This is a genomic window from Lacrimispora sinapis (assembly GCF_043633585.1).
In the GTDB taxonomy this organism is placed as follows: domain Bacteria; phylum Bacillota; class Clostridia; order Lachnospirales; family Lachnospiraceae; genus Lacrimispora; species Lacrimispora sinapis.
This window is the reverse complement of record NZ_CP141832.1, coordinates 1,120,645-1,145,446: the sequence shown is the minus strand read 5'-3', so window position 1 is coordinate 1,145,446 and position 24,802 is coordinate 1,120,645. Positions and strand designations below refer to the sequence as shown.

Sequence of the window (24,802 nt, the reverse complement as noted above, 5' to 3'; positions counted from 1 at the left end):
ACGGTTTTAACAGAAAGAAGGAAAGACCTCTCAAATGCAGTTATTGACCTCATATCTGCATTTGAGAAGCCTTTCCTTCTTTTAGAAAAATCCGCATTGGCTACTGTTTAAAGCATCACCCTTTTCCTCCCAGCAGGTCCGCAGCTACATATCCAAGAAGGGCCAGTGCAATCCCTCCCATAAGTTCATACAGCGCCACGCTTTTCCATGGAACGTCCCACAGGATTACAATGGGGGAAGAAAGAACCAGACCGATCACGATCCGGTACATCTGACATTCATGACGGGTCAGGAGCTGCTCCACGGCTCTGGCAAATAAAAACACCCCGACCGCCATTCCGGCAAAATACGGAGCCAGCACCACAACATTAAAAAGAAGTGTGGAAAAATCCATAACCGATAAAGCCCTAATGCATGCATTATTGGCCTGAAGAATGGGTTCGTAAAATCCCAGCATCATCATGATCATGGAACCGCTGACTCCTGGCACGATCATAGTTGCTGCCGCCACCAGACCGATGAAAAACAAGGTGATGAACCAGAACTTTCCGGAAGAAAGATAAGCGGCTCCGGTTGCCAGATCCATTGTCCCTCCGCTCTTTCCGGAAGCGATCGCGGTCTCCGCCACGAAAGTAATGAGAACCACCAAAACGCAGGTGGTCACCGTCGTTAAAATACCTTTTTTCCGGTCGGTCTGCTCCTTTGAAAAGGATTTCCGGAATAAGGCGGGAAGCCCTCCGGCGATCAATCCTAAAAATGACAGTTTGGTCTGAAGGGGATATGTATGAAAAAGATATTCAAAAACCAGAGAAAGGAAAATAATACCTGCAACGGCTCCGATCCCATATGGAAGGAGAATCCGAAGGCTTTTCACCGGTTCCTTAAAAATTCGGTTCACCGCATGAATGATCTTATCGTACACGCCCATTGTAATGGCGAGCATTCCTCCGCTAATGCCGGGAAGGATGTTGGCCACTCCTATGATGACACCTTTTAAAAGCTCGCTGATATACTTCAAGCAATTCCTCCTGAATTCAATGGTATATCATATCCTATGCCTTTTTAACGGCTTCTAATACATCTTTTACCTGACTGAGCCTGTAATCGGCCAGACTCTGGTCGAATCCGTACCGCGTATCTATGATGGCGGCAATCTTCATTCCCGCCCGGTAAGCTGCCTGAATCCCAAGAGTGGAATCCTCTACTGCAAGACATTCCCGGGGAGCAAGCCCAAGACACGCGGCGGTATGCAGATAAATCTCTGGATCAGGCTTGCTTCTTTTAAACTGGCTGCCGCTGATGACCTCTTCAAAATAAGACCGGATTCCGTTTTCCTCCAGGATTCGTTCCACCAGTTCTAAATGAGTGGAGGAGGCAAGAGCAAGCCGGTATCCGTCTGCTTTTAACTGTGAGAGGACCGCCGTCGCAGCGGGGCGGTACAGCTTTCTATAATCAATTTCCCGATAAATGTCCTTTTTCCGGAATTCGTCTCTTAATTCTTCCCAGGTTTGTCCGTTGTTCACCGCCCGCTCCATAACCTCCCAGGAATCCTTTTTGGTGGCTCCTGCCATAGGATAAAGCTGTTCCAGCCTTACATTCGGATTTTTAGTTCTTGCAAATTCCAATTGATATTCCAGATAAACGCCTTCGCTGTCGATCAAAACACCATCCATATCAAATATAACCGCTTTTATCATGTTCTCTCTCTCCTTCTTCCGTCTTCTGATTCAGACATTAAGGGACGGCAGGGCTTTTGTCAAGCATGAAAACGGAAAAAAGCCGCAGGGGCGTGGACTTTCTTCAAAGCCTGCGTCCCGGCGACCCATAAATTTCAATATACAGCCGGTCTTTTTACCATAAATGTATTATACCCATACCTTCTGAGTGCCTGTTCCATACGCACTGCATTATCAATGTTACGGAATGCACCTACCCGAACCTTATAAAGTCCGTCTTCCTGAACAATAAAAGCAGGAAATGACTGGGCCTTTAATTCATTGAGCTGGGCCTCTGCCAGGGAACGGACCCGGTAAGCTCCGGTCTGGACCTGATAATATTCCGTATAAGTCTCTTCCTGCTCCTCAATGGTTTTCATGATACTGTCAGCAATGGACTTTGCAATCGCTTCAAAATTCTGGTCAAACAGGTAATTATCTGCCTCGTTATCTATAAACCCTGCTTCCACCAAAACCGACGGCACCTTTGTCCTTCTAAGAACTACCAGACCCGGACGTTCAATGACTCCCAAATCGGCAAATCCGGTCTCAGCCAAGGCTTCCATCATATTTTTAGCCAGCATAGACTGGATTCCTTTATCTTCAAACACAAGGACTTCTGCTCCTGAACCGGTGCCAGGTACTGGCATTGCATTGCGGTGTATGGAAACAAAAAAGTCTGCTTCTGCATCATTTCCCATCATGGCTTTCTCAAGAGGTGTATTGTAGGTATCGTCAGTTCTCGTATACCTGACATCGACTCCCCGGTCTGCAAGAACCCGCCCTACTGCCAGCGCAAGCTTTAAGTTATCATCTTTTTCCTGCCGTCCGTTGTAGGTCGCACCCGGATCTGCACCGCCGTGGCCGGCATCTATTACTACGATCTGTCTCTCAGCCAAAAGAAAAACTCCTTTCACATACCTCTATTCTATAACGTATGTGAAAGAAGATTCCCCGGTACCAGTTTTTGCATAAAATTTATTCTTTTTCTCCCAATTCCGCCATAACATCCACACCTCTTGGGCCTACGGGAGTAGAAAATACGATCTGTGTATTGGTTTTTCCGTATTTTTGAAGCTGTCCGATGAAAACATCAAGTTCCATGGTGCTTTGAAACGCCACTTTTAGCAGCATGGAATAATCTCCGGTCACACAGTTGCACTCCAGCACGTTTGGTATGGACTCCATACTGGAATAAAACTGGATTTTATCCACTGGAGAAACGTCTAAATTTACAAATGCCGTAATGTGATATCCAAGCTTCATAGGGTCTACCTGCGCATGGTATCCGGTGATGATTTTCTCCCGCTCCAGCTTCTCGATTCTGGAGGAAACTGCAGGTGAGGACAAAAAGGTTTTTTCTGCTATATTCTTTAAGGATGCCCGGGCATTCTTCTGCAGGGTCTGCACTATTTTCTTATCAATATCGTCCATATCTTCCTCCTTGAAATAAAAAAAGCGCCAGTACTTCCCAAGTACTGAACGCTTTTGTTCTTACAAATGAAACTGTAAACTTATAAATCTTTCTTATATTTAATAATATCGAATTATCAAATACTTGTCAACCTTTATTTTCTTAGGGAAGGCATTTTTTTAAGTCTTTCAATGGCCTCTACCGTATTTTCGTAGGTTCCGAATGCGGTCAGACGGAAGTATCCTTCTCCGCTTGGGCCGAATCCGCTTCCAGGAGTTCCCACTACACTTGCTTCTTCCAGGAGCAGGTCAAAAAACTCCCAGGAAGTCATGCCGCCCGGTACCTTTAACCAGATATATGGAGCATTTACACCGCCGTAAACCTCACAGCCTGCCTCTTTTAACCCGTTATAGATAACGTTTGCATTCCTCATGTAATAAGCCACCTGCTCTTTCAGCTGTGCTTTGCCTTCCTCAGAATAAACCGCCATTCCGGCTTTCTGGATGATGTATGGGGCTCCGTTAAATTTGGTTCCGTGACGTCTTGCCCACAAAGCATGTAAAGACGTACCGCCTCTGACCAGTTCCTTTGGTATTACGGTAAAGCCAAGACGGACTCCGGTAAAGCCGGCATTCTTTGAGAAGGAACGGAATTCAATGGCACAGGTCTTCGCACCCTCAATCTCATAAATGGTATGAGGAACATCCTCTTCTGCAATATAAGCCTCGTAAGCGGCATCATAAAGAATGACCGCACCGTTCTTATTGGCATAATCCACCCAAACTTTTAACTGATCCCTGGTCAGGGTCGTACCGGTGGGATTGTTTGGAACACAAAGATAAATTAAGTCCGGAGTTCTTTCCGGAAGCTCAGGCACAAACTGATTCTCTGCCGTACAAGGCATATAAATGACATTGCTCCATTTACCGGTAACTTCATCGTATACTCCGGTTCTTCCTGCCATGACATTGGAATCCACGTATACAGGATACACCGGATCACAAACAGCGATGGTACAGTTTTCGTCAAAAATCTCCTGAATGTTTCCGCAGTCACTCTTTGCACCATCCGAAACAAAAATCTCATCTGCCCCGATCTGGCAGCCTCTGGAGATATAATCCTCATTTGCAATGGTCTCTCTTAAAAAGGCATAGCCAAGGTCCGGTGCATAGCCATGAAAGGACTCTGCACTCCCCATCTCATCAACCGCTCCATGAAGTGCTTCAATAATAGCAGGTGCCAAAGGCTGGGTAACGTCACCGATACCAAGTCTTATGACCTTCTTGTCTGGATTTGCTTCTATGTAAGCATTCACCTTTTTTGCAATTGTAGAAAACAGATAGCTTCCCGGAAGCTTTAAATAATTTTCATTGATCTTTACCATTGGTTCCTCCTGTATTGTATGAAAGATTTTTTATGTCGAATTCTCCCTGAAACACTTCCACTGCCGGACCGGTCATGAACACATGACCGCTTCCTTCCCGGTCCCAGTGTATGGTCAAATTTCCGCCTTTTAACTCCACCTCTACCGTATCCCCGGTACGTCCGCTCAGGGCACAGGCCACTGCACTGGCCGTTGCTCCGGTGCCGCAGGCCCAGGTTTCCCCGCTGCCCCGCTCCCAGACTCTCATCCGGATGTAGTTTTTATTTATAACTTCAATGAACTCAGAATTGGTTCTTTCCGGAAACCGCTCATGATGTTCAAATGCCGGACCAATGGATTCTAAATCCAGCGCATCAATGCCATCCATATAGTAGACCGCATGAGGGTTTCCCACCGAGATCCCGATAAACTCGTAATCCGTACCGGAAATGCAGATGGGCTCCGGCACCTTGCTGGTGACTTCCGGTATGCCCATATCAACGGTTATCTTCACGGTCCTGCCGCCTTCTTCCGTCACCTTTAAGTGCTTGATCCCTGCCTCTGTTTCCACATCAAATTCCGTCTTTTCCACCAGACGGTGGTCGAATACGTATTTTCCCACACAGCGGATTCCGTTGCCGCACATGGCACTTTCCGATCCATCTGCATTAAACATGCGCATACGACAGTCTGCTGTTTTGGAAGGGCAGATAAGAATCAGGCCGTCTGACCCGATTCCAAAGTGGCGGTCGCTGACCTTTTTGGAAAGCTCCGCCGGATTTTCCACCGTTTCTTCAAAACAGTTGATATAAACATAATCGTTGCCGATTCCCTGCATTTTAGTAAATTTCATCACTATTTCCTCAACTTCTATCGATTGATTAAACTCATAATCATCTGGGCAGTTTCCACCATATTGGTTCCGCTGTCCATGCTGCATTTCTGGATATACCGGTGGGCATCTGATTCGGACATGTGATTTCGCTCCATCAGCAGTTCTTTTGCCTGCTTAATCAGATCCACCTCTTCCTTACTCCGCTCCCTTGGCTGGTTCTTTAATTTTTTCCGTCTTCTGGCCATGGTTTCCATCATCATTTCCAGAGTGCTTACCAAGTCCTGGACTTTTAACGGAAGCCCCAAACAGACCACGTCTTCCGGCGCTCTTCCGTTCCACTGGCTGGGAGAGGCCACAAGAAGCATCTGCATTCCCGGAGGAAGACATTCGTAGATTTCCTGATATACCATATCAGCAAACCTGCATCCGCACACCACGATCCCGCTGCCCAGTTCATCGGCACTATTGAGCGCCTGAGAGCCGGAGGTGCAGACCGCGGAGACCGAAAAGCCATTTTTCATAAGAATATTTTTTATATTTTTCGCATCTTCCGCCTTAGAAAATGCCACTATTACATTGGTCAAACACTCTCACCTCCAGATAACCGTATCGGGGATACAAAAGATTAATACTTATTCAGGTATTCATCCACTTCCCAGTCCGTTACATGGGCCCGGAACATACGCCACTCGGCTTCCTTGGCTTCTAAATATTTGGTGAAGATATGCTCTCCCAAAACGTCTTTCATAAATTCATCCTTACGGAATGCTTCAATGGCCTCCCCAAGTGTTTCCGGAAGCTGTTCGATTCCTCTGCGTGATATCTCCTCCTGAGACATGGCAAATACATTGCTGTCCACACTTTCCGGCGGTCTCATTCCCTTTTCAATCCCATCAAGACCTGCGGCCAGACATGCGGCCAGAGCCAGATATGGATTTACGGCAGAATCCGGGCAGCGAAGTTCGATCCTGGTGCCTTCTCCCCTGGAGGATGGAATACGGATCAACGGACTCCGGTTTGCTTTAGCGGACCATGCGATATAAATGGGAGCATCGTATCCCGGAACGAGACGCTTATAGGAATTGACCAGAGGATTGGTCAAAATCGTCATGCCCTTCATATGGTGAAGAATGCCGGCAATAAACTGGTAAGCATTCTTACTTAACCCCAGCTCATCCCTGGAATCCTCAAACATATTCCGTCCGTTTAAATCAGTCAGGGACATGTTGATATGCATACCGGAACCATTGACCCCTGCCTTGGGCTTGGGCATAAAGGTCGCATGGAGGCCATGCCGTTTTGCAATGGCTTTCACCGCCATTTTAAAGGTCATAATGTTATCTGCGGTTACAATGCCTTCCGCATATTGAAAATCAATCTCATGCTGTCCCGGGGAAATCTCATGATGGGAGGCTTCAATCATAAAGCCCATCTCTTCCAGGGATAATACCATATCCCTGCGGACATTTTCAGCCTGATCAATTGGTGCCACATCAAAATAACTTGCTGTCTCATGGGTATGAGTGGTGGGACAGCCCTCCTCATCGGTATGAAACAGAAAAAATTCACATTCCGGACCTGCATGAAATACAAAGCCCATGTCCCTGGCTTTCTTTATTACTTTTTTAAGCACGTATCTTGGATCGCCTTCAAAAGGAGTCTTATCGGGAGAGTATACATCACACATGAGTCTTGCTACTTTTCCCTGCTGGGGGCGCCATGGAAAAATCTCAAAGGTATCCAGATCCGGATAAAGATACATATCAGACTCTTCACTCCTTATAAAACCTTCAATGGAGGAACCATCAAACATGCAGCGGTTTTCTAATGCCTTGGAAAGCATGCTTTTGGTGATAGCGACGTTTTTCATCATACCGAAAATATCCGTAAACTGGAGGCGGATAAATTCTACATCCTCTTCCTCCACGATACGGAATATGTCTTCTTTGCTATACTTGCTCATAATACAATCTCCCTTTCTTAATCCTAGATTTCCAATCAGAAGTATTTCCCAAAAAAGGGGTGGGCAAACACAGTCTTACAACAATGGACCGTCTTCGCACCACCCGCAATATGTGTAAAATATATCAGCTGGAAAAAAATTTGTCAATGTGTTTTTTTATCTTTATCTCCATACTTCAATGCTCGAATGGCGTTTAAAATGGCCAGTACTGATACACCTACGTCCCCAAATACGGCGGCCCACATGGTTGCAATTCCCATAGCAGACAGCAAAAGGATGAGCACTTTTACACCAATGGCAAACACAATGTTCTGCTTTACGATGACCATGGTCTTTCTTGCAATCAGAATAATATCCGTAAGCTTTGAAGGTTCATCTGTCATAATGACCACATCGGCTGCTTCCACTGCGGCGTCAGAGCCGATGCCGCCCATTGCAATTCCCACATCCGCACGGGCAAGAACCGGTGCATCGTTGATGCCGTCGCCGACAAATGCCAGCGTGGTGCCTGCTTCCTTCTTTCTCAAAAGTTCTTCCACTTTCCCTACTTTATCTCCGGGAAGCAGTCCGCCGTGAACCTCATCAAGTCCCAGCTTTTCACCGACTGCACGGCCAACCTCCTGTTTATCCCCGGTAAGCATGATAAGCTTTTTCACTCCCGCTGATTTCAGTCCCTTTAACGCCACCGGCACATCTTCCCGGATGGCATCGGAAATGGTGATGGAACCAAGATAAGAAGCATCTTCTGCTACATAGAGTGTGGTTCCTATGATGGGTTCTTCTCCCGGAATTAAAATCCCAAGCTGTTCCATAAGCCTTTTATTTCCAACCGATAGACTGCGTTTTCCCTCTTCCAATAAAAGCTCCGCCCGGACACCGTAACCGGCAAGCTCTTCCACACTTCCCAGCTTTGTCTGATCCACAGGTTTCCCATAAGCCTCTTTTACGGACAGGGCAATGGGATGATTGGAGTGAAACTCCCCGTAGGCTGCCAGTTTTAGAAGTTCTTCTTTGGTAACTGACACCGCTTCAATTTCTGTGACTTTAAACTTGCCGGTTGTAAGCGTACCTGTTTTATCAAATACTACCGTATCCAAGGAAGCCATAGCTTCCAGATAATTGCTTCCTTTTAAAAGGATTCCCTGTTTGGATGCCGCACCAAGTCCGCCGAAAAAGCTCAAAGGCACAGAGATCACCAGCGCACAGGGACAGGAAACAACCAAAAAGCTGCAGGCACGATAGATCCAGGTGCCCCAGTCACCGCCGGAAACAAGCGGCGGAACAACGGCCAGAATTACTGCAAGGATTACAACGGCAGGAGTATAGACTCTTGCAAACCTGGTAATAAAATTTTCGGCCTTTGCCTTTCTGGAGCTGGCATTTTCCACAAGTTCCAGAATCTTTGCCACGGTGGAATCATCAAACAGTTTGGTTACCCGGATCTCTAACACGCTGTTTAAGTTGATGGAACCGCTGATTACCTCATCGCCTTCCTTTACTTCTACGGGCATGGATTCTCCGGTTAAAGCCTTTGTATCAAGACCGGCGGCTCCTTTGGTCACGATTCCGTCTAAGGGTACCTTCTCTCCAGGCTTTACAACGATGATATCTCCTACCTGGACCTCATAGGGATCGACACGCTCCTCTTTTCCGTCTGTCAGGAGATTGGCATATTCGGGGTTAATATCCATCAGTTGGGTAATGGATTTCCTTGATTTATTGACCGCATAATCATTGAAGAGTTCGCCGATCTGATAAAACAGCATAACTCCCACGGCTTCCTCCATGGCTCCAATTCCGATGGCCCCGAACGTGGCCAGAGACATTAAAAAATTCTCATCAAAAAACTGACCGGTTCTCATGCTGTGCAGAGCCCGCAGAGGAACATCGTATCCTGCTGCAAGATAGGAAATAATAAAGGGAACCAGATACCAGGAATTTTTTCCTTCAAAAACCAATCCGATTGCAAAAAATACAGCACTGGCTGCCAGCCTGATTACCATCTTTTTTTGTTTCTTTGTCATAGCGGCTCCTTTGATCTACCGAAGTATTTTAAATTCGGCTTCCGGTTCGATCTTATTTGCAATTTTTCTTGCAGCTTCCATCACTTCGTCTGTTTTCGTCTCCTCGACTTCTACCGTCAGCCTTTGTGTCATAAAGCTTAAAGAAGCACTTTCCACACCTGATAATTTTTTAACGCCCTCTTCAATCTTTGCCGCACAGTTGGCACAGCATAAACCTTCTAATTTTACAATCTTTTTCATATTATTCTCCTCATTCCTTTATTAAAATGATTTAATTATTCATTGATATGCTCCATTCCCTGAGCCAGAATCGTCTCGATATGGCCGTCTGCCAGAGAATAAAAAACCGTCTTTCCTTCTCTTCTAAATTTCACAAGGCGCATCTGCTTTAAAACACGAAGCTGATGAGAGATGGCTGACTGCCCCATTCCAAGCAGATTGGCGATGTCGCACACACACATCTCCGACTGACTGAGAACATAAAGGATTTTCACTCTGGTAGGATCTCCAAAAACCTTATAAAATTCCGCCAGGTCAAATAGCTCCTGTTCCTTTGGCATTGCCTTCAGCACCTTATTTACAACCCCTTCATGGACACAAATGAAATCACATTGGTCGATTTCAGGTTCCGTTATCATTTTTTTACCGTCCGGTTCCATTCCACACCTCCTTTGTGTTACTATTAATATATGAATATCTGTTCATATGTTTATATTAACATTTTTCCCGGAAATGTCAAGATTATTTTTTCATACACTTGACAGTAAATTTAGGCGGTGGTAAACTGAAATTCCTTTTCCATTCTATCTTCAATTCTTACATTCAGGAAAAGAGAATATTAATACCACGGTAGAGTCCCCGGGTCATTTTTTTTAGCTCCCGGAGAGCAGCGCCAGCAACCATTTATCGTCTGCGCTCACCGCTTGGCAAGATATTAGAACGCTCTCACCGGTTATGACAGGTCTCACTGTCCGCTGCCGGAAGGATCACGTTCAAAAATATTACTACCAGGAGGAACCAACATGATTCAAGTGGAACACATCAATAAGATTTTTAAGGTCGCCAGAAGAAGCGCCGGCTTTTTGGAAGCCATGAAGGCACTTTTTCACAAAGAGCAGGAAGTAATCCATGCTCTTTCAGACATCTCCTTTTCTATCGGAGACGGAGAAATGGTAGGTTATATCGGTCCCAACGGGGCGGGTAAAAGCTCTACCATCAAAATTCTAAGCGGTATCCTTACCCCCGATGACGGCACCTGCATCATAGACGGCCGCGTTCCATGGAGGGAACGGAAAGAACATGTCAAGAACATAGGCGTTGTATTCGGACAGCGCACCCAGCTCTGGTGGGACGTTCCGATCATAGACTCTTATGAACTTCTCCGCGACATCTACGACATTCCCAAGACATATTACCACGAAACCCTAAGCGAACTGACGGAACTTTTATCTCTGGAAGAACTATTGCGCACCCCGGCCAGGCAATTGTCCCTTGGGCAGCGGATGCGCTGCGAAATCGCCGCCTCTTTGCTCCACAATCCGAAAATTCTGTTTCTGGACGAACCCACCATCGGCCTAGATGCGGTTTCCAAGCTGGCGGTAAGGGATTTTATCCGCAGGCAGAACCAAAGGCACAATACCACCGTTCTTCTTACGACTCACGATATGCAGGACATGGAAGCCTTGGCGGACCGGGTCCTTTTGATCGGCAAAGGCCGGCTCCTTCTTGACGGAACCCTCGACGAGTTAAAATCCCACCGGCCCAAAAAAGATGCAGCCTTAGACGAGATCATTGCGGCCCTTTACCGGGATTTTGAGATTTAGGAGGCGGAATATGAAAAAATACTGGTCGCTTTTCCGCATCCGATTTATCCACGGGCTTCAATACCGGGCAGCCGCCCTTTCCGGTATGGTCACCCAGTTTGTGTGGGGCATGATGGAAATTCTTTTATTCCGTGCGTTTTACGAAGCATCTCCGGAAAGCTTTCCCATGGACGTTCACGCTCTTACCACCTACATATGGCTTCAGCAGGCTTTTCTGGCTCTATTTATGACGTGGTTCTGGGAATCCCAGCTTTTTGAATCCATTACCACCGGGAATGTGGCTTACGAGCTCTGCCGCCCGGTCCGCCTTTATAACATGTGGTTTGTCCGGGGACTTGCCGTACGCCTGTCCAAAGCAGTCCTTCGGTGTATGCCCATTCTGGTGTTCGCATGGTTTCTTCCGGAACCATACGGGCTTTCCCTGCCAGACCACTTAAAAACCTGGTTTTTTACTCTGGTATCCATGGTTCTGGGACTGCTCTTTGTGGTGGCTTTCGGCATGATCGTTTATATGTCCGTATTTTATACCATTTCCTCCCAGGGGATCAAATTACTTGTGACCTCTCTGTCGGAATTTTTAAGCGGTTCAGTGATCCCTCTGCCTTTCCTTCCCGACGGAATTCGTGAGTTTGTAAGCCTGCTGCCCTTTGCCTCCGCCCAAAATGTCCCCTTTCGGATTTTCGGCGGAGACTTAACCGGTCAGGATATGTATGCAAGCCTTGCCTTGCAGGTATTCTGGCTGACGGCCTTCCTGCTGATCGGGCGGGCTTTGGAGCAACATGCATTAAAACGAATCGTGATTCAGGGGGGCTGAAAGGAGACAGGATATGAATTCCATACGTTTATACCAAAAATATTTTTTCATTCATTTAAAAAGTATGATGCAGCATAAGATTTCATTTTTATTGACCACTGTGGGACAGTTTCTGATTTCTTTTAACATATTCCTTGGTGTCTACTTCATGATGGACCGGTTTAAACAGGTGAAAGGATTTTCCTATGAGGAAGTTCTGCTCTGTTTTTCCATCACATTGATGGCATTTACCATAGCGGAAACCATTTTCCGGAGCCTTGACACCTTTGAAACCATTATCGGAAACGGAGAATTTGACCGGATCCTGCTGCGTCCCAGAAACTGCCTGTTTACCGTTTTGTGCAGCAAGATCGACTTGACCAGGCTCGGCCGTCTGCTGCAGGCTGCCGTTATGTTTGCCTATGGAGTATCTGCCAGTTCCATTGAGTGGAACCTGGCCCGCGTGGCAGTCACAGTTCTTATGATTGCAGGAGGCGTGGTGGTATTTGCCGCCATATATCTGATCTTTGCCTCCATATGCTTCTTTACTCTGGAAGGATTGGAATTTATGAATGTATTTACGGACGGAGCAAGGGAATACGGCAAATATCCCATCGGCATTTACGGTAAGACTTTGCTTACCATCTGTACCTACCTGGTCCCCTTTTCCCTGTTTCAGTACTACCCGTTCCTATACCTGACCGGAAAAGCAGAAAACCCATGGTATGGTCTTCTTCCAATTGCAGGCTGTCTTTTTCTCCTGCCTGCCGTTCTGTTATGGAGGTTCGGGCTTTCCAGATATCAGTCCACCGGTTCCTGACAATAAAAAAGCAAAAGCGTAGCATAAGCATCTGCTTTCCTTGGATAAAAAGCTTTTCCTTCTGTTATGTATATAAGGAATAACCGGCTGGGAATCTATGCATACAAAAAACCGTCCATAAGGGCGGTCTTTTTGTATGCTAAAGTATATTCCGTTGTCTTTATGTTGGACATTCTTCTGTTTCCATTTAACGGATCATCGCTCCGTCGGTACCAAAAGCATAAGAGTTCCCATCTATTACCAAAGACGTATCATGAACCATGGTTCCATCGTTATCCAGATAATACCACTTATCTTCCACTTCAATCCAGCCGGTCTGCTTGAAGTAATTTTTCATATAATACCGTTCCCCGCCAATGGTCTTCCATCCTTCGGACGGTATTATACTGCTGTAATCCCGGAAGGAAAATTCGATGGTCACATCTCCTTCAATTCCCTCCACTCTTCCCTGATCCGTACACTGCCAGATGGTCCGGTTCTTACAGTCATTAATGCTACCATATCTGGCATACCAGACATCGTATGGGACCTGATCCATATCAATGTAATTCGTAAGCCATTTGTTATTGGCATACACCATAGGCCGGTATCCCGCATCTGCAATGACTTTGCAGAAAGCATTGATATTATCCGTAATCTGCTGTCTGGTCAGATGATTGTCCAAAAGATATTTAGACTCCACGTCATATGCGATCGGATAAGATATGGGGTAATCCTTTACTTCCCGAAGCACGTACTCCGCTTCCTGTACTGCCGTCTGGGTATCCAGCGCCTGTGTATAGAAAAATACACCTGTCTTTATACCGCTTTTTGCCGCATTATTCATATTGACGGAATAATACGGGTCTTTATCATTTAAATAACCGATGCGGACCATGGCAAAGGAGACTCCGGATTTCTTTACCCTCTCCCAGTCGATGCCTCCCCCGGCTTCATTCTGCCGGTTCTGATATTTTGAAACGGTAATTCCTTTTTCCAATGCACCGGCAATGGGTTGTCCGGATGCATCCACATATTGTCCATTTTCCAGGTTCCACGCTTCCCCGGAAAAGACATTCATAGGGGTCGCCATCATTACAGAGGCAACAAGACCCACAACCATACCTGCAGCAATCCTCACTCTTATGTTCATGATATAATTTCCTCCAAACGCAGCTTTTTCATGGTCTTTCCCCCGGCTCCTTACGGAATACATTGATATCGTGGATCAATGTCTTTACGCTGTCAAAAAACAAATCAAAAGCTCCGAATTCATATAAATTAAGAATCAGCATACCAACGGGCACCGCCAAAATCATTCCCGCGATACCGCTTATTTTAAATCCAAGATACAAAAACAACAACGTCATAAAAGGATCAAGTCCCATGGTGTCCCCTACGATCTTTGGCTGTATGATCTGCCTCAGTACCAGGGTCAGTACGTAAATGGCGATCAGTCCAAAACCAAAGGCAAACTCCCCGGAGACCATGCGGACCAATGCCCAGGGAATCAAAATTGTACCAGTCCCCAAGATCGGCAGAAAATCAAGGATTGCTATAAGCACCGCAAGCAGAAGTGCATAATCCACTCCCAGAACCAGAAATCCAATGGCCAGAACCGCCGCTATAATAAACATGATCTTAAATTGGGCAATAAAATATCCCCCGACCAGATGCCGCACATCTTTTTTCAAATAGCGGTAATATCTGGTTCCCCCCTCTGGAATATAACGATGAATGACTGCCATGAACTTATCTCTGTCCACAATGAACAGATAGGAAGAAAAAATCGTAACGATGGTGTAGACCAAGGCCGCCGGTATGCTTTTCACCATATTTCCTGCTGCCATAACCGTAGGAGAGGCGATCTTCTGTACTGCCACATTCAAATATTGCTCCATATGGGAGAAAAACTGATTTACCGAATTCTGAATACCCATGGGTAGAAACTGCATAATTCCCTGTATGTTTAAAAGCATCTTTTGAATCTCCACCCAGGCCGCTTCGTAATACTGGGGAATATGGTCCACAAATTCTATGGATTCATAAACCAGCTTTGATACGAGGAAATAAAGGGCCGTTATGATCAGAAAGAGCACTGTTACCACAATCAGCACAGAACTGTGTTTCCGGACGATCTTCAGACGTTTTTCAAAAAAACGCACCAAAGGATTGGCTATGACTGAAATGACCCATCCAATGACAAACGGCAGAAAAAATTTCAATAATTTAGGTCCCCATACGCAGATCAGGTATAAGAACAAAATGGGTATCACAATATTAAGCATTAGCTTTAAATACTTTTTCATATCTTCCATTTCCATCACCTGTGTTTATTGTACGATCCCAACGGCTTTTTGACAAACGAATTAATCCGAAAGAAAAACCTCTAAAAACTCAAAAAATTTCTTCATTTCCTCATCCGTACCGATGGAAATGCGCAGATGGTTGTCAAGTCTTGGCTGATCGAAGTAACGGACATATATGTGGTTCTCACGCAGAGCCTTATATATGTCTTTTGCACTCCGGTCTTTGTGGGTTGCAAAAATAAAATTCGCCATGGAATCCGGGAAGGAAAACCCAAGTTTTTTAAGCCTTAACTTGGACTCTTCCCTTGTTTTTACAATTCGTTCAAGGCTCTCTTTAAAATACGTTTCATCCTTTACCGCCTCTGCGCCTAATTTTATAGAAGGCATGTTCAGGGTATAGGAATTATAGGAATTTTTCACATCATTGACCGCCCGGATTAAATCCGGATGCCCGATGGCATATCCGATTCTCAGCCCCGCTAAGGAACGGGATTTGCTAAAGGTCTGCACCACCAGAAGATTCTCGTATTTCCGGGTGAGTCTCACGGCGCTTTCACCGCCAAAATCAATGTAGGCTTCATCGACGATGATTACGGAATCCTGATTATGGGCAATGATATCCTCCACCTCTTCCAAAGGAAGAAGCAAACCGGTGGGAGCATTGGGATTCGGAAATATGATGCCCCCATTTGCCTTATAATAATCTTCCTTATGAATACAAAAATTTTCATCAAGAGCCGGTGTTTCATAAGAAATATGAAGCAAATCCGCCCAAACCTTGTAAAAGGAATAGCTTACATCCGGAAACAATATGGGCAGCTCGGAATTAAAAAAGGTCATAAAAGCCATGGCGATCACATCATCAGACCCCACCCCCACAAAAACCTCATTCTCTTCCACCTGATAATATTCAGAAAGAGCCTTTATAAGCTCTGAAGAAGTGGAATCCGGATATTTGCGGAACTGGCCGGCGTCCATCTCTTTGAACGCCTGTTTCACCCCCGGAGCCGGGGGGTATGGATTTTCATTGGTATTCAGCTTGATCGGCTTTTCACTCTTTGGCTGTTCTCCGGGCACATAAGGAGCGACCCTTCGTATGTTTTTCTCCCATGCTCTCATTCTGCTCCCTCCTTACGTTCCATCAGTCCATAAGCTTCTGCTATTTTTTTAAATGCCGGAAGAGAACGGACGATCTGGTCATAAGAAACGCAGTATGCGATCCGCACGTAGCCCGGGCATGCAAAGGAGCTTCCGGGAACCAAAAGCACCCGGTGTTCCTTACAATACCCGCAGAATTCCTTATCATCCACCGGAGCCTTCACAAACAAATAGAACGCCCCCTCCGGTTTTATGCATTCAAACCCATACTCCTTCAAACTATTGTAAAGAAGTTCCCTGTTTCTGTTGTAGGCTTCCAGATTCACCTGCTCCTCCAAGCAGCGCATGATCACCCTCTGCATCAGGGATGGGGCATTGACACACCCAAGCACCCGGTTTGAGATGGTTGCCGCAGCAATCACCTTCTGGGAGTCATCGACTTCATCGGGAATCACAAGGTAACCAATCCGCTCTCCCGGAAGGGATAAGGATTTGCTGTAGGAGTAGCAGACAAAGGTATTGTGATAAAACGGAGTCACATAAGGGACTTCTGCTCCGTCATATGCCAGTTCTCTGTATGGTTCGTCGGAAATGAGCACGATGGACTTGCCATACTCTTTTTCCTTCTTTTCCATGATCCCTGCGATTTTCTCCAGAGTCCCTGAAGAATAAATGACTCCGGTGGGATTGTTAGGCGTATTGATGATTACGGCCTTTGTCTTTTTTGTGATCCTCCGCTCAAATTCCTCAAGATCCGGATAAAAGGTTTTGGTATCCGGAGGTACCACCACAAGCACACCGTCATAGTTTCTCACATAAGAGCCATATTCCATAAAATAAGGGGCGAAAACCACCACCTCATCTCCCGGATCCAGTATGGTTTTTAAAATCACATTCATACCGCTGGCAGCTCCAACCGTCATAAGAATATTTTCCAGATGAAAATGAGTCCCAAACCTCCGGTTTAAGGAACCGGCTACCGCAGCTCTTACATCCTCATATCCCGCATTGCTCATATAGCCATGAACGAACGTGGTCTCTTCCTCTTTGATGATGTCCAGAATCGCCTGATTGACCGCTTTTGGAGCGGGTACATTGGGATTTCCCAGACTGAAGTCATACACATTTTCCCGGCCATAAAGCAGAGCCATCTTCTTTCCTTCTTCAAACATGGCACGGATTGCGGAATTATTTTCTACAAGGGGTCTCATCTTGTCTGCTATCATAATCTTATTCCTTCCTTTATCCTGAAATGATTTTATGGGAATTATATCACAAGTGCAGGAAAGGGTCTATTCTATTTTTTTACTTTTTCACTTTAAAGCAAAAAATCCTTTTCAAAAACACTTCTGACCGCTTCATAGCAGCGTTCAAAATCAGAATCCTCCATGGAAATCATGGTATATCCCGCACGCACCGGCAAAAAAAACTTTCTCTCTTTGGCAGACATCTCTTGGTTCAGCATCTGCGTAATCCGCTCCTTTTTATTCTCCGCATCCTCTTCCCGAATATTTTTACAAAGCACCATCACTTCATAGCCGCCATTCAGACAGATGATATCCTCCTGCCGGAAGAAGCGTTTCAGCCGGTCCGCCTGCCTGCTAAACAGTGCTTTTGAATCTCTGCCGTCTTCTATTCTCTGTTTTTCCGGCCGGCTCAGTTCAAAAAGAACCAGCGCAGAGGTCTGGAATCTGCGGCAACCCAGGTATTCATTCATCATGGCAACAGCAAGCGCCCGGTCCGGCAGTCCCCTTACCGGTGAGGAGATTGGAAAGTCCCCGGTCTCCCTGCGGCTCGTCATATCTTCAAGGAATGCTTCCTTCAATGAAACTCTTTTCCAATCCTCTGTATTCAGCATCACCCCATACAGAGACTCCCGGTTCTTTTCAGACAGCCTGAAATGAAACAATGCCTGAATATAGCCATGGGTGGTCAGCACCCGGCACTTTATATCCCACAAGGTTTTTCCCGGTTTTAACTGCTGCATCATATGAAAAATCCTTTCCCGTTCATCCGGGTGGACCATATCTGCAAAATTTCCATGAAACTGAACAGACAGATCCTCTTTTGTATATCCGGTGATTTCTTGAAACCCCAAACTGGTATAATGAAACTCCATGTCCCTGGTTTTGCCCAAGCGAACATATCCTCCCGGTATACAGGAGCTTAAAAAATCCAGTTCATCCTCCTTATTTTCCAAAATCTCTACCGTATGTTTCAGACTCTGCTCGGCAAGAACCGCATCTGTAATGTCCATACACGCACTTATGACCGCCATTCTTCCATCTTCCGCCTGTATGAAGCGGCCTTTGGTCATAATCCACATAAAACTTCTATCCCGTTTCCTGATCCGGTAGCGAAACCGATATTCCATGCCGGGAACACTGCAGCGCAAGACTTTTTCCCGAAGGGTCTCTCTGTCCTCTGGGTGAATGATGTCAATGATTCTTCCTCCAATATCCCTTATGAACATCTCGTAAGTATCATATCCCATTAAATGCAGCATCTCATTATTGGCAAAGTACAGGGGAAGGTCCTCTTCGCAGTATATACCCATAAGCCCTGCAAGCTTCATCACTTCACTCAGAATCTTCTGGGAGTCCTCCAGTTTTTTTCTTTGCTCCATCTGCTCGGTGGCATCCCGGACTGTTCCGTAATAAAGGCACCGCCCATCCTGCTCCCGTAAAAAGAATACACGCAGGTGAATCCACATAAACTCTCCGCTTAACCGCAAACGCCTGAAGATTCCTTCCGCCCCGTGAACCGGACTCTTATATGCATTCTCAAAAATACGAAGTACCCGGTCCCGGTCATCTTGATAGACCTTTTGCTGCAGGAACTCTCTGCTCTCCCCCAAATCCACAGGATTATCCCCGGTAATACGGTAATATTCTTCATTCACCCGAAGAAGCCCGCAGTTGTCTTCGTATACCTCATAAAGAGCAATAGCTCCCAGCACGTTGTTCATCATGGCTTCACTGGTGATGTTTTCATTAAACAGATCTTCCAGTTTCAGTTCCCTCATCTGACGGGCCTGAATCCCCCTATAGTCCAGATTGCTGTCATTTTTTAATAGTTCTTCCATTTCTGTCACAGACATGGGTTTGTAATAATAATATCCCTGGCCGTATATGCACCCGATATTGATGAGAAAATCCGCCTGCTCCTTCTCTTCAATCCCTTCTGCAATGACCTTAAACTGCATGACCCTGGCCATTCTTACAATGGTCTCCAAAATCCCCATTCCCCGTCTCTTGCTGTTTTCGTTCATATCCAGAAATTTGGTGTCGATCTTTATGACATCCACATTCACATCCCTGAGCATGTTAAGGGAAGAATAGCCGCTTCCAAAATCATCCATAAATACCGGAAATCCGGCTTTCCGGAGATCTTCAACAACCTTCCGGATCAGTTCATAATCTTCTGCATAAGCACTTTCTGTAATCTCAATCTCAAGATACTTGGGATCAATCTCATACTGTTTTACCAGCTGCTTGAATTTTTCGACTACATTGATGCCATAGATATCCATGCGGGACATATTGACGGAAATCGGAATCGGATGACATCCTGCCTTGATCCAGGAACTGAACTGACGGCAAACCATCTCCCATATATAAAGATCCAAATGGATGATAAAGCCGTTCCGCTCCAGATGAGGGATAAATTCACCAGGAGAAATGATTCCCCGGACCGGATGCTGCCAGCGGACCAAAGATTCCATGCCGATGATCTTTCCTGTCAGCATATTGCACTGAGGCTGAACATAAAAGATAAATTCCTGATTCTCAAGAGCTCTCTGGATCTCAGACAAAAGCACCTGGTCATCCTCCATCTTCTGTTTCATTCCAGGATCATACCAGCCAATCCGCTTGGCATAGTTGCCTTTTATGGAATTCAATGCAATGATCGCACGGTCGTACATCGTACTGACCGAAAGATACCGGTTTTTGATAGAATACACACCAAAGGCCGGAAGAAATCCTCCATAGCCGCCATACTGCCTTGCATAGCAGTTGATCTGATGCTCCAGCTGATTTAACAGGGACAGGTCCTGAGGCAGAATGATAACAAAATCATCCCCTCCCATATAACCTGCTATGGATTCAAAAGTCCCCTCCATCTCCTTTAAATATCCGCTGATCTTAATCAGGAAGCGGTCTCCTTCTTTCTCCCCGTACCATTCATTGTAGAGTTTAAAATGCTCGATATCAATGGCAACCATAAAATAGGGGGCTTCCGGCTTCCGCTCGAGAAAACGTCTTGCTTTCTCAAAAAAAGGACCGTACCGGAGAAGCCCCGTTAAAGAGTCTGTCTCATCTCTCTTTTCCTGCTGTAGTTTCTGTTCCTCTTCCTTCTTTTTTAAGTTATCTATATCCTGGACGTAGCACATGATGATGGGACCTTCACAGCTTTCGTCCCGAAACAAAACCGCGCTTAAACGGACCCAGCGATAGCTTTCGTCTAAGAGCTGCTTACGAAATTCTCCTTTCATGATCCTTCCATTGGAGTTCAAACGATCCAAAAGACTTGTACATTCCCAAAATTCACGAAACGCTTTTCTGTCATCAGGGTGGAGCATCGTTTCTGCCACCTCTGCATACATCTGGTCCAGCACTCCCTCCGAAGCAGGAATTTTGAATTTGTCTTTTTCACAGAACAGAATCTTATAGGTATTGGACCATATATGAAGTTCAAATAATTCATCGTATACGGTATTATCTGTTAAATTATAAAATAAATTTCGATTCTGTTCCACTACAGGCCGGAACATGATCAGCCTGCTCCCCTCATACCCCGGCCAGTCAATCAGTCCCGAGGATAGATTCAGCCACAGCCTGGAGGCAGCATCGTAAAATATCATATGTCCGGAATCCTTATGAAGCTCCGGCCAGACCTTACAGAATGCAGAATCACTCCCCAACTCATCCAGGCAGTACATTCCTGTTTTTAGATTGGGATAATAGGCTTTCGCCCTATCATTCATGTAAATGATTCTGTAATCCTGGTCTATGATACAGATACCGGCCTCTCCATTATCAGCCGACATTTGGTTCATACATTTCCGCCTCTCCTGCATCTCATTAACTACGCACCTACTAAACTATTGTAATATTATAGTATGAAAATGCGGTTTCCGTCAACAGATTCGCAGTTGAATAAATCAGTATTTTTATGCATAATCTTTTAATAATATTCATAAAGTCTGGTTTTATAAGAAAAAAATGTACAAATATATAATAAAATTATAAGATAGGAAGGAAAAATAATCTGCATATACCAGATTTTAACGAAGTATTTATTTCTTGCCCCTACTGAAGTGCTTTCAGCTGCTCTGTCAGTTCATGAGAAAGTGAAAATCTGCCTACATATCCTACTTCTCCCGTCATCAGCACATTGCCGTCTTCTTCAATCTCAACCTCCAAGACTCCGCCGGGCATATGCACATACATCTTTGGATCAGTCAGGCCCATCCGATAGGCGGCACCTGCAGCTGCACAGCCGCTGGTTCCGGAAGCAAGGGTATATCCGGCGCCCCGTTCATAGATTTCTATCTCAATATTAGTACGGTCTACCACCTTTAAAAGCTGGGTATTGATCTTTTCCGGAAAATACTCCGCGGATTCCGAATATTTCCCGATCCGGCATACCAGCTCTTTTGAAATATCGTTTAACCAGATCACGCAATGAGGATTTCCTATGTTTACACAGGTAACCCGGTAAGGAATACTGCCAAACATCATGGTCTCATTTAACACTTCTCTTCTCGGTCCCGTTACAGGAATTTCATCGCTGTAAAAGCTTAATTTCCCCATAGAAACTTTGATTTTGGTTCCCTCTTCATTTAAGTACTGCAGCGTCTGCTGTCCGCTTAATGTATTGATGATAAAGCGGTTCTTCTGCACATATCCCGCATCCTTTAAGTACTTGCCAAAAATACGGACTCCATTGCCGCTGATTTCTGCTTCACTTCCGTCCGGATTTAAAATCTTTACTTCCAGCTTATCCTGGCCAAGAATCGGTCCCACCAAAAGCCCGTCAGACCCCACACCAAAATTACGGTTACAGATCAGACGGATATTTTCTTTCGTCAGTTTCAAATCATTTTTATTGGGATCAAAGATGAGATAATCATTTCCCAGTCCATGGTATTTTTCCAAAGTTATATTCATTATAAAACTCCTTTCCTGCGTTTGGCATTACCGTTACTTAGGTCTTTCTATGAAATCCCCGCCTGCACAACGTTTTTCATGTTGATTTTCCTTTTACCTGTTTGAAACAAAAGCGATATAATTTTATTATATACAGCACATTTTATCATTTCTACCAATATAATGCTTTTTATATTGCAAATAGTGTTGTATTATAAAAGAAAGAAAAGGAGGGAGCCGCCACCAATGGATAACTATGAAAAACGGGGATATTTAAACAGTGATTTTAAGCTGTTTCATCTTATTGACACAAAGAAACAGGATTTTGAATACCATTACCATGATTTTGATAAAATCATCATTTTCATTCAAGGAAACGTAACCTATCGGATCGAAGGCTGTGCCTATCAATTGGAACCCTATGACATCCTGCTGGTAAATCACAATGATATCCATAAGCCGGATATTGATCCCTCTGTTCCCTATGAGAGAATCATTGTATATTTGTCTCCCGGCTTTTTACAGGCATATCAGTCAGACACTTATGATCTCAGTGCCTGCTTTAAAAAATCCAAAGAACTTCATTCTCATGTACTCCGGCTTCATTCCATGGAAAAAAGCAGTTTGTACCGCACACTGACGGATCTGGAATATGCGTGCACTCATGACGGGTATGCCAGAGACTTATACTGTCAGGTGCTTTTTCTGGAATTCATAATCCAGCTAAACCGGGCTTCTCTGACAAATCTTGTAAAATATTTATCCCCGGCCACCGGAGACCGAAGGATATTGGCCATTATGGATTATATCAACAGCCATCTAATAGAAGATATGTCCGTAGACGCTATCGCAGAATCCTGTTATATCAGCAGATACCATCTGATGCATCTGTTCAAAGAGGAAACCGGTTACACGCTTTTTGACTATATCACAGAAAAACGGCTGCTGCTGGCCAGAGACCTTTTGCGGAGAGGACTTTCTGTCACCGAAGTCTGCTTTCAAAGCGGTTTTAAAAATTACTCCACCTTTTCCAGGGCGTACAAAAAGCATTTTCACATTTCACCTTCTGAAACAATAAAAGAATCTCAGCTTTTTTAGACAGCAAAAAAGATGCGCCGAATTAAAACGCATCTTTTTTTTGCAGCAATATCTCCATTCAACCGTGTCTTCCATCGTTTCGCCAGGAGCAGAACACATACAAGACACCGGTCATTCCAAGATAAAACCAGGTGGCCGGATTGCTGAACCAGGTGGTAAAAAATGACAGGATCATATACATGGCAAACTGGGCGTAGAACAGATAGCCAATGGGGTTACGGACCCGCTTGACCATACGCATCAGGAAAAATGCGGCGATTCCCAGAATACACCCAAGAAGCAGAACTCCAACAATGCCAAAATCATAAAAGGAATCATAAAACAGTGTAACCGTTGTCAGTTCTTCCTTTGTCACATAAATCGGAAAGTCAACAAGGGCCGGAACAAGGAATTTCAGTCCGGTCAGCGCCCATAAAGGAAACAGCATGCGAAGACCAAAGGTATGGGAAGGAAGCCACTCCACCATGCAGTTGAAATTATCGTAATTATTAGCTATATACATATACGGCTGAGTGATGAAGATTGGCATATGACTGTTCTTCATCTGAAAGATGCCGTTTAAATACGTCACATCATGGCCTCTTGCTATGGTAAGGAGCACATAAATCGGAATCATTCCAAGCGCCAGTCCCACCGCATAGAGGATTCTAAGTCTGTGCTCCATGGCAATGTAGGTGAGGACCGCCAGGCCCACCGCCAGAATCAGCTGAAAACGGGATACGCACAGCACAGGGATGGCACAGGCAATGATGTTCATCAGGATTGCCACTACAAACCGAAAGCTGTTCCTCCCCTGCTCTATGCTGAAATACAGGACTGATATTGCAGGTACCAATACGCTTGATACCGTAAAATAATGTAGTCCGGTAATATGAAAGGAGGAGTAAGCATGGGGAACTCCCTTTACAAAAAACGGGATAAATCCCAGCACCACCGCCTCAATGATAAACGCTGCCACGGAGAGAAACGTAACCAGGAGCATGGAAAGAAACAGCGGCTTTTCATAGCCTTTAAAGCTGAACCAGCTGGATCGGCGTCCGCCTGCTTCCCCCTGCATTCCCGCCATAAATTCAAACGCAACCCAAAAGCCGAGAAATGCCACCAAAAAGCAGAGCCATGTAATAATATTCCAGTCGCTGGACAGTTCTGACAGCTTTAGGCAGGCAACGCCTTCCCCGCCTACCCAGAATAAGGAAAACAATCCCCTTAAATGAATAATATTTTCCGTTCTCCGATAATCGTACCAGTACAGAAAAAGAGCTGTCAGCATCAAAACAAGGCCCGACAGCCAATAAACTCCTGCTCTTGCAAACAAAAAAGACGCTGCATAACTGATCAGATAAACACTCATCATTCAAATCCCCTTTGGTAAAAAATCACAGCGCATCCTTTCTATGGAAAAAGGCAGCCAACGCC

22 protein-coding genes are annotated in these 24,802 nt (G+C 45.2%); 4 read left to right on the top strand and 18 right to left on the bottom strand.

Features of this window, described 5'->3' with window-relative positions:
- Positions 1 to 115 precede the first annotated feature (115 nt).
- The 11 genes from VIG27_RS05255 to VIG27_RS05205 all read right to left on the bottom strand — a co-directional run bounded on the left by VIG27_RS05255 (position 116) and on the right by VIG27_RS05205 (position 9,973).
- Entirely contained in the window at positions 116 to 1,018 is a 903-nt protein-coding gene (locus VIG27_RS05255; RefSeq protein WP_394525837.1) for a DUF368 domain-containing protein, read from the bottom strand.
- 34 nt (positions 1,019 to 1,052) lie between these two features.
- On the bottom strand, positions 1,053 to 1,697 hold the full coding sequence (locus VIG27_RS05250) for an HAD family hydrolase (RefSeq protein ID WP_394525836.1): 645 nt from the start codon (positions 1,695 to 1,697) through the stop codon (positions 1,053 to 1,055).
- 134 nt (positions 1,698 to 1,831) lie between these two features.
- Positions 1,832 to 2,614, bottom strand: coding sequence for an N-acetylmuramoyl-L-alanine amidase (locus VIG27_RS05245; RefSeq protein WP_394525835.1), 783 nt, complete (start codon positions 2,612 to 2,614; stop codon positions 1,832 to 1,834).
- Positions 2,615 to 2,693: 79 nt separating this feature from the next.
- Positions 2,694 to 3,149 (bottom strand): Lrp/AsnC family transcriptional regulator, encoded by a 456-nt coding sequence (locus VIG27_RS05240; protein ID WP_394525834.1) that lies wholly within the window; start codon positions 3,147 to 3,149, stop codon positions 2,694 to 2,696.
- Positions 3,150 to 3,283: 134 nt separating this feature from the next.
- On the bottom strand, positions 3,284 to 4,513 hold the full coding sequence (locus VIG27_RS05235) for an LL-diaminopimelate aminotransferase (RefSeq protein ID WP_394525833.1): 1,230 nt from the start codon (positions 4,511 to 4,513) through the stop codon (positions 3,284 to 3,286).
- Entirely contained in the window at positions 4,497 to 5,345 is an 849-nt protein-coding gene (gene dapF / locus VIG27_RS05230; RefSeq protein ID WP_394525832.1) for a diaminopimelate epimerase, read from the bottom strand. The genes VIG27_RS05235 and dapF (VIG27_RS05230) overlap by 17 nt, the downstream gene beginning before the upstream one ends.
- A gap of 17 nt (positions 5,346 to 5,362) precedes the next feature.
- Complete coding sequence (locus VIG27_RS05225; protein WP_394525831.1) at positions 5,363 to 5,911, bottom strand: ANTAR domain-containing response regulator; 549 nt, start codon at positions 5,909 to 5,911, stop codon at positions 5,363 to 5,365.
- Between the two features lie 41 nt (positions 5,912 to 5,952).
- Entirely contained in the window at positions 5,953 to 7,290 is a 1,338-nt protein-coding gene (gene glnA / locus VIG27_RS05220) for a type I glutamate--ammonia ligase (protein ID WP_394525830.1), read from the bottom strand.
- A gap of 143 nt (positions 7,291 to 7,433) precedes the next feature.
- Positions 7,434 to 9,314 carry a heavy metal translocating P-type ATPase gene (locus VIG27_RS05215; RefSeq protein WP_394525829.1) on the bottom strand — a complete coding sequence of 627 codons (1,881 nt, stop codon included), beginning with the start codon at positions 9,312 to 9,314 and terminating at the stop codon, positions 7,434 to 7,436.
- Positions 9,315 to 9,329: 15 nt separating this feature from the next.
- On the bottom strand, positions 9,330 to 9,554 hold the full coding sequence (locus VIG27_RS05210) for a cation transporter (RefSeq protein WP_394525828.1): 225 nt from the start codon (positions 9,552 to 9,554) through the stop codon (positions 9,330 to 9,332).
- A gap of 35 nt (positions 9,555 to 9,589) precedes the next feature.
- Positions 9,590 to 9,973, bottom strand: coding sequence for an ArsR/SmtB family transcription factor (locus tag VIG27_RS05205; RefSeq protein ID WP_394525827.1), 384 nt, complete (start codon positions 9,971 to 9,973; stop codon positions 9,590 to 9,592).
- Between the two features lie 363 nt (positions 9,974 to 10,336).
- Here VIG27_RS05205 and VIG27_RS05200 point away from each other — a divergent pair, with 363 nt between their 5' ends.
- From VIG27_RS05200 to VIG27_RS05190, 3 genes are read left to right on the top strand one after another with little or no spacing between them, the layout of a single operon-like run.
- On the top strand, positions 10,337 to 11,137 hold the full coding sequence (locus VIG27_RS05200) for an ABC transporter ATP-binding protein (RefSeq protein ID WP_394525826.1): 801 nt from the start codon (positions 10,337 to 10,339) through the stop codon (positions 11,135 to 11,137).
- 10 nt (positions 11,138 to 11,147) lie between these two features.
- Entirely contained in the window at positions 11,148 to 11,951 is an 804-nt protein-coding gene (locus VIG27_RS05195) for an ABC transporter permease (RefSeq protein WP_394525825.1), read from the top strand.
- 13 nt (positions 11,952 to 11,964) lie between these two features.
- Positions 11,965 to 12,750 (top strand): ABC transporter permease, encoded by a 786-nt coding sequence (locus tag VIG27_RS05190; RefSeq protein WP_394525824.1) that lies wholly within the window; start codon positions 11,965 to 11,967, stop codon positions 12,748 to 12,750.
- Between the two features lie 187 nt (positions 12,751 to 12,937).
- On the opposite strand, the gene VIG27_RS05185 is transcribed toward VIG27_RS05190, so the two are convergent.
- The 6 genes from VIG27_RS05185 to dapF (VIG27_RS05160) form a co-directional block, all read right to left on the bottom strand.
- Positions 12,938 to 13,882 carry a GH25 family lysozyme gene (locus VIG27_RS05185; protein WP_394525823.1) on the bottom strand — a complete coding sequence of 315 codons (945 nt, stop codon included), beginning with the start codon at positions 13,880 to 13,882 and terminating at the stop codon, positions 12,938 to 12,940.
- A gap of 28 nt (positions 13,883 to 13,910) precedes the next feature.
- A complete protein-coding gene (ytvI, locus tag VIG27_RS05180) occupies positions 13,911 to 15,047 on the bottom strand; it encodes a sporulation integral membrane protein YtvI (protein WP_394525822.1) in 1,137 nt (378 codons plus the stop codon).
- Between the two features lie 51 nt (positions 15,048 to 15,098).
- Complete coding sequence (gene hisC, locus VIG27_RS05175; RefSeq protein ID WP_394525821.1) at positions 15,099 to 16,157, bottom strand: histidinol-phosphate transaminase; 1,059 nt, start codon at positions 16,155 to 16,157, stop codon at positions 15,099 to 15,101.
- Positions 16,154 to 17,362, bottom strand: a complete 1,209-nt coding sequence (locus tag VIG27_RS05170; protein ID WP_394525820.1) for a pyridoxal phosphate-dependent aminotransferase — start codon at positions 17,360 to 17,362, stop codon at positions 16,154 to 16,156. The genes hisC and VIG27_RS05170 overlap by 4 nt, the downstream gene beginning before the upstream one ends.
- Before the next feature lie 92 nt (positions 17,363 to 17,454).
- Positions 17,455 to 21,195 carry an EAL domain-containing protein gene (locus tag VIG27_RS05165; protein ID WP_394525819.1) on the bottom strand — a complete coding sequence of 1,247 codons (3,741 nt, stop codon included), beginning with the start codon at positions 21,193 to 21,195 and terminating at the stop codon, positions 17,455 to 17,457.
- Between the two features lie 253 nt (positions 21,196 to 21,448).
- Positions 21,449 to 22,309, bottom strand: coding sequence for a diaminopimelate epimerase (dapF, locus tag VIG27_RS05160; protein ID WP_394525818.1), 861 nt, complete (start codon positions 22,307 to 22,309; stop codon positions 21,449 to 21,451).
- A 225-nt stretch (positions 22,310 to 22,534) separates the two neighbouring features.
- Here dapF (VIG27_RS05160) and VIG27_RS05155 point away from each other — a divergent pair, with 225 nt between their 5' ends.
- Entirely contained in the window at positions 22,535 to 23,386 is an 852-nt protein-coding gene (locus VIG27_RS05155; RefSeq protein WP_394525817.1) for an AraC family transcriptional regulator, read from the top strand.
- A 58-nt stretch (positions 23,387 to 23,444) separates the two neighbouring features.
- Here VIG27_RS05155 and VIG27_RS05150 read toward each other — a convergent pair whose 3' ends face one another.
- Entirely contained in the window at positions 23,445 to 24,737 is a 1,293-nt protein-coding gene (locus VIG27_RS05150) for an O-antigen polymerase (RefSeq protein WP_394527413.1), read from the bottom strand.
- Between the last annotated feature and the right edge of the window lie 65 nt (positions 24,738 to 24,802).

What these genes read in the sequence shown, in the direction of transcription:
- VIG27_RS05210 (WP_394525828.1), bottom strand. Translation starts at nt 9,554, where the DNA reads ATGAAAAAGATTGTAAAATTAGAAGGTTTATGCTGTGCCAACTGTGCG.
- VIG27_RS05195 (WP_394525825.1), top strand. Translation starts at nt 11,148, where the DNA reads ATGAAAAAATACTGGTCGCTTTTCCGCATCCGATTTATCCACGGGCTT.
- VIG27_RS05200 (WP_394525826.1), top strand. Translation starts at nt 10,337, where the DNA reads ATGATTCAAGTGGAACACATCAATAAGATTTTTAAGGTCGCCAGAAGA.
- VIG27_RS05205 (WP_394525827.1), bottom strand. Translation starts at nt 9,973, where the DNA reads ATGGAACCGGACGGTAAAAAAATGATAACGGAACCTGAAATCGACCAA.
- VIG27_RS05250 (WP_394525836.1), bottom strand. Translation starts at nt 1,697, where the DNA reads ATGATAAAAGCGGTTATATTTGATATGGATGGTGTTTTGATCGACAGC.
- VIG27_RS05170 (WP_394525820.1), bottom strand. Translation starts at nt 17,362, where the DNA reads ATGATAGCAGACAAGATGAGACCCCTTGTAGAAAATAATTCCGCAATC.
- VIG27_RS05215 (WP_394525829.1), bottom strand. Translation starts at nt 9,314, where the DNA reads ATGACAAAGAAACAAAAAAAGATGGTAATCAGGCTGGCAGCCAGTGCT.
- dapF (WP_394525818.1), bottom strand. Translation starts at nt 22,309, where the DNA reads ATGAATATAACTTTGGAAAAATACCATGGACTGGGAAATGATTATCTC.
- VIG27_RS05155 (WP_394525817.1), top strand. Translation starts at nt 22,535, where the DNA reads ATGGATAACTATGAAAAACGGGGATATTTAAACAGTGATTTTAAGCTG.
- glnA (WP_394525830.1), bottom strand. Translation starts at nt 7,290, where the DNA reads ATGAGCAAGTATAGCAAAGAAGACATATTCCGTATCGTGGAGGAAGAG.
- dapF (WP_394525832.1), bottom strand. Translation starts at nt 5,345, where the DNA reads ATGAAATTTACTAAAATGCAGGGAATCGGCAACGATTATGTTTATATC.
- hisC (WP_394525821.1), bottom strand. Translation starts at nt 16,157, where the DNA reads ATGAGAGCATGGGAGAAAAACATACGAAGGGTCGCTCCTTATGTGCCC.
- VIG27_RS05235 (WP_394525833.1), bottom strand. Translation starts at nt 4,513, where the DNA reads ATGGTAAAGATCAATGAAAATTATTTAAAGCTTCCGGGAAGCTATCTG.
- VIG27_RS05165 (WP_394525819.1), bottom strand. Translation starts at nt 21,195, where the DNA reads ATGAACCAAATGTCGGCTGATAATGGAGAGGCCGGTATCTGTATCATA.
- ytvI (WP_394525822.1), bottom strand. Translation starts at nt 15,047, where the DNA reads ATGGAAGATATGAAAAAGTATTTAAAGCTAATGCTTAATATTGTGATA.
- VIG27_RS05240 (WP_394525834.1), bottom strand. Translation starts at nt 3,149, where the DNA reads ATGGACGATATTGATAAGAAAATAGTGCAGACCCTGCAGAAGAATGCC.
- VIG27_RS05150 (WP_394527413.1), bottom strand. Translation starts at nt 24,737, where the DNA reads ATGAGTGTTTATCTGATCAGTTATGCAGCGTCTTTTTTGTTTGCAAGA.
- VIG27_RS05190 (WP_394525824.1), top strand. Translation starts at nt 11,965, where the DNA reads ATGAATTCCATACGTTTATACCAAAAATATTTTTTCATTCATTTAAAA.
- VIG27_RS05185 (WP_394525823.1), bottom strand. Translation starts at nt 13,882, where the DNA reads ATGAACATAAGAGTGAGGATTGCTGCAGGTATGGTTGTGGGTCTTGTT.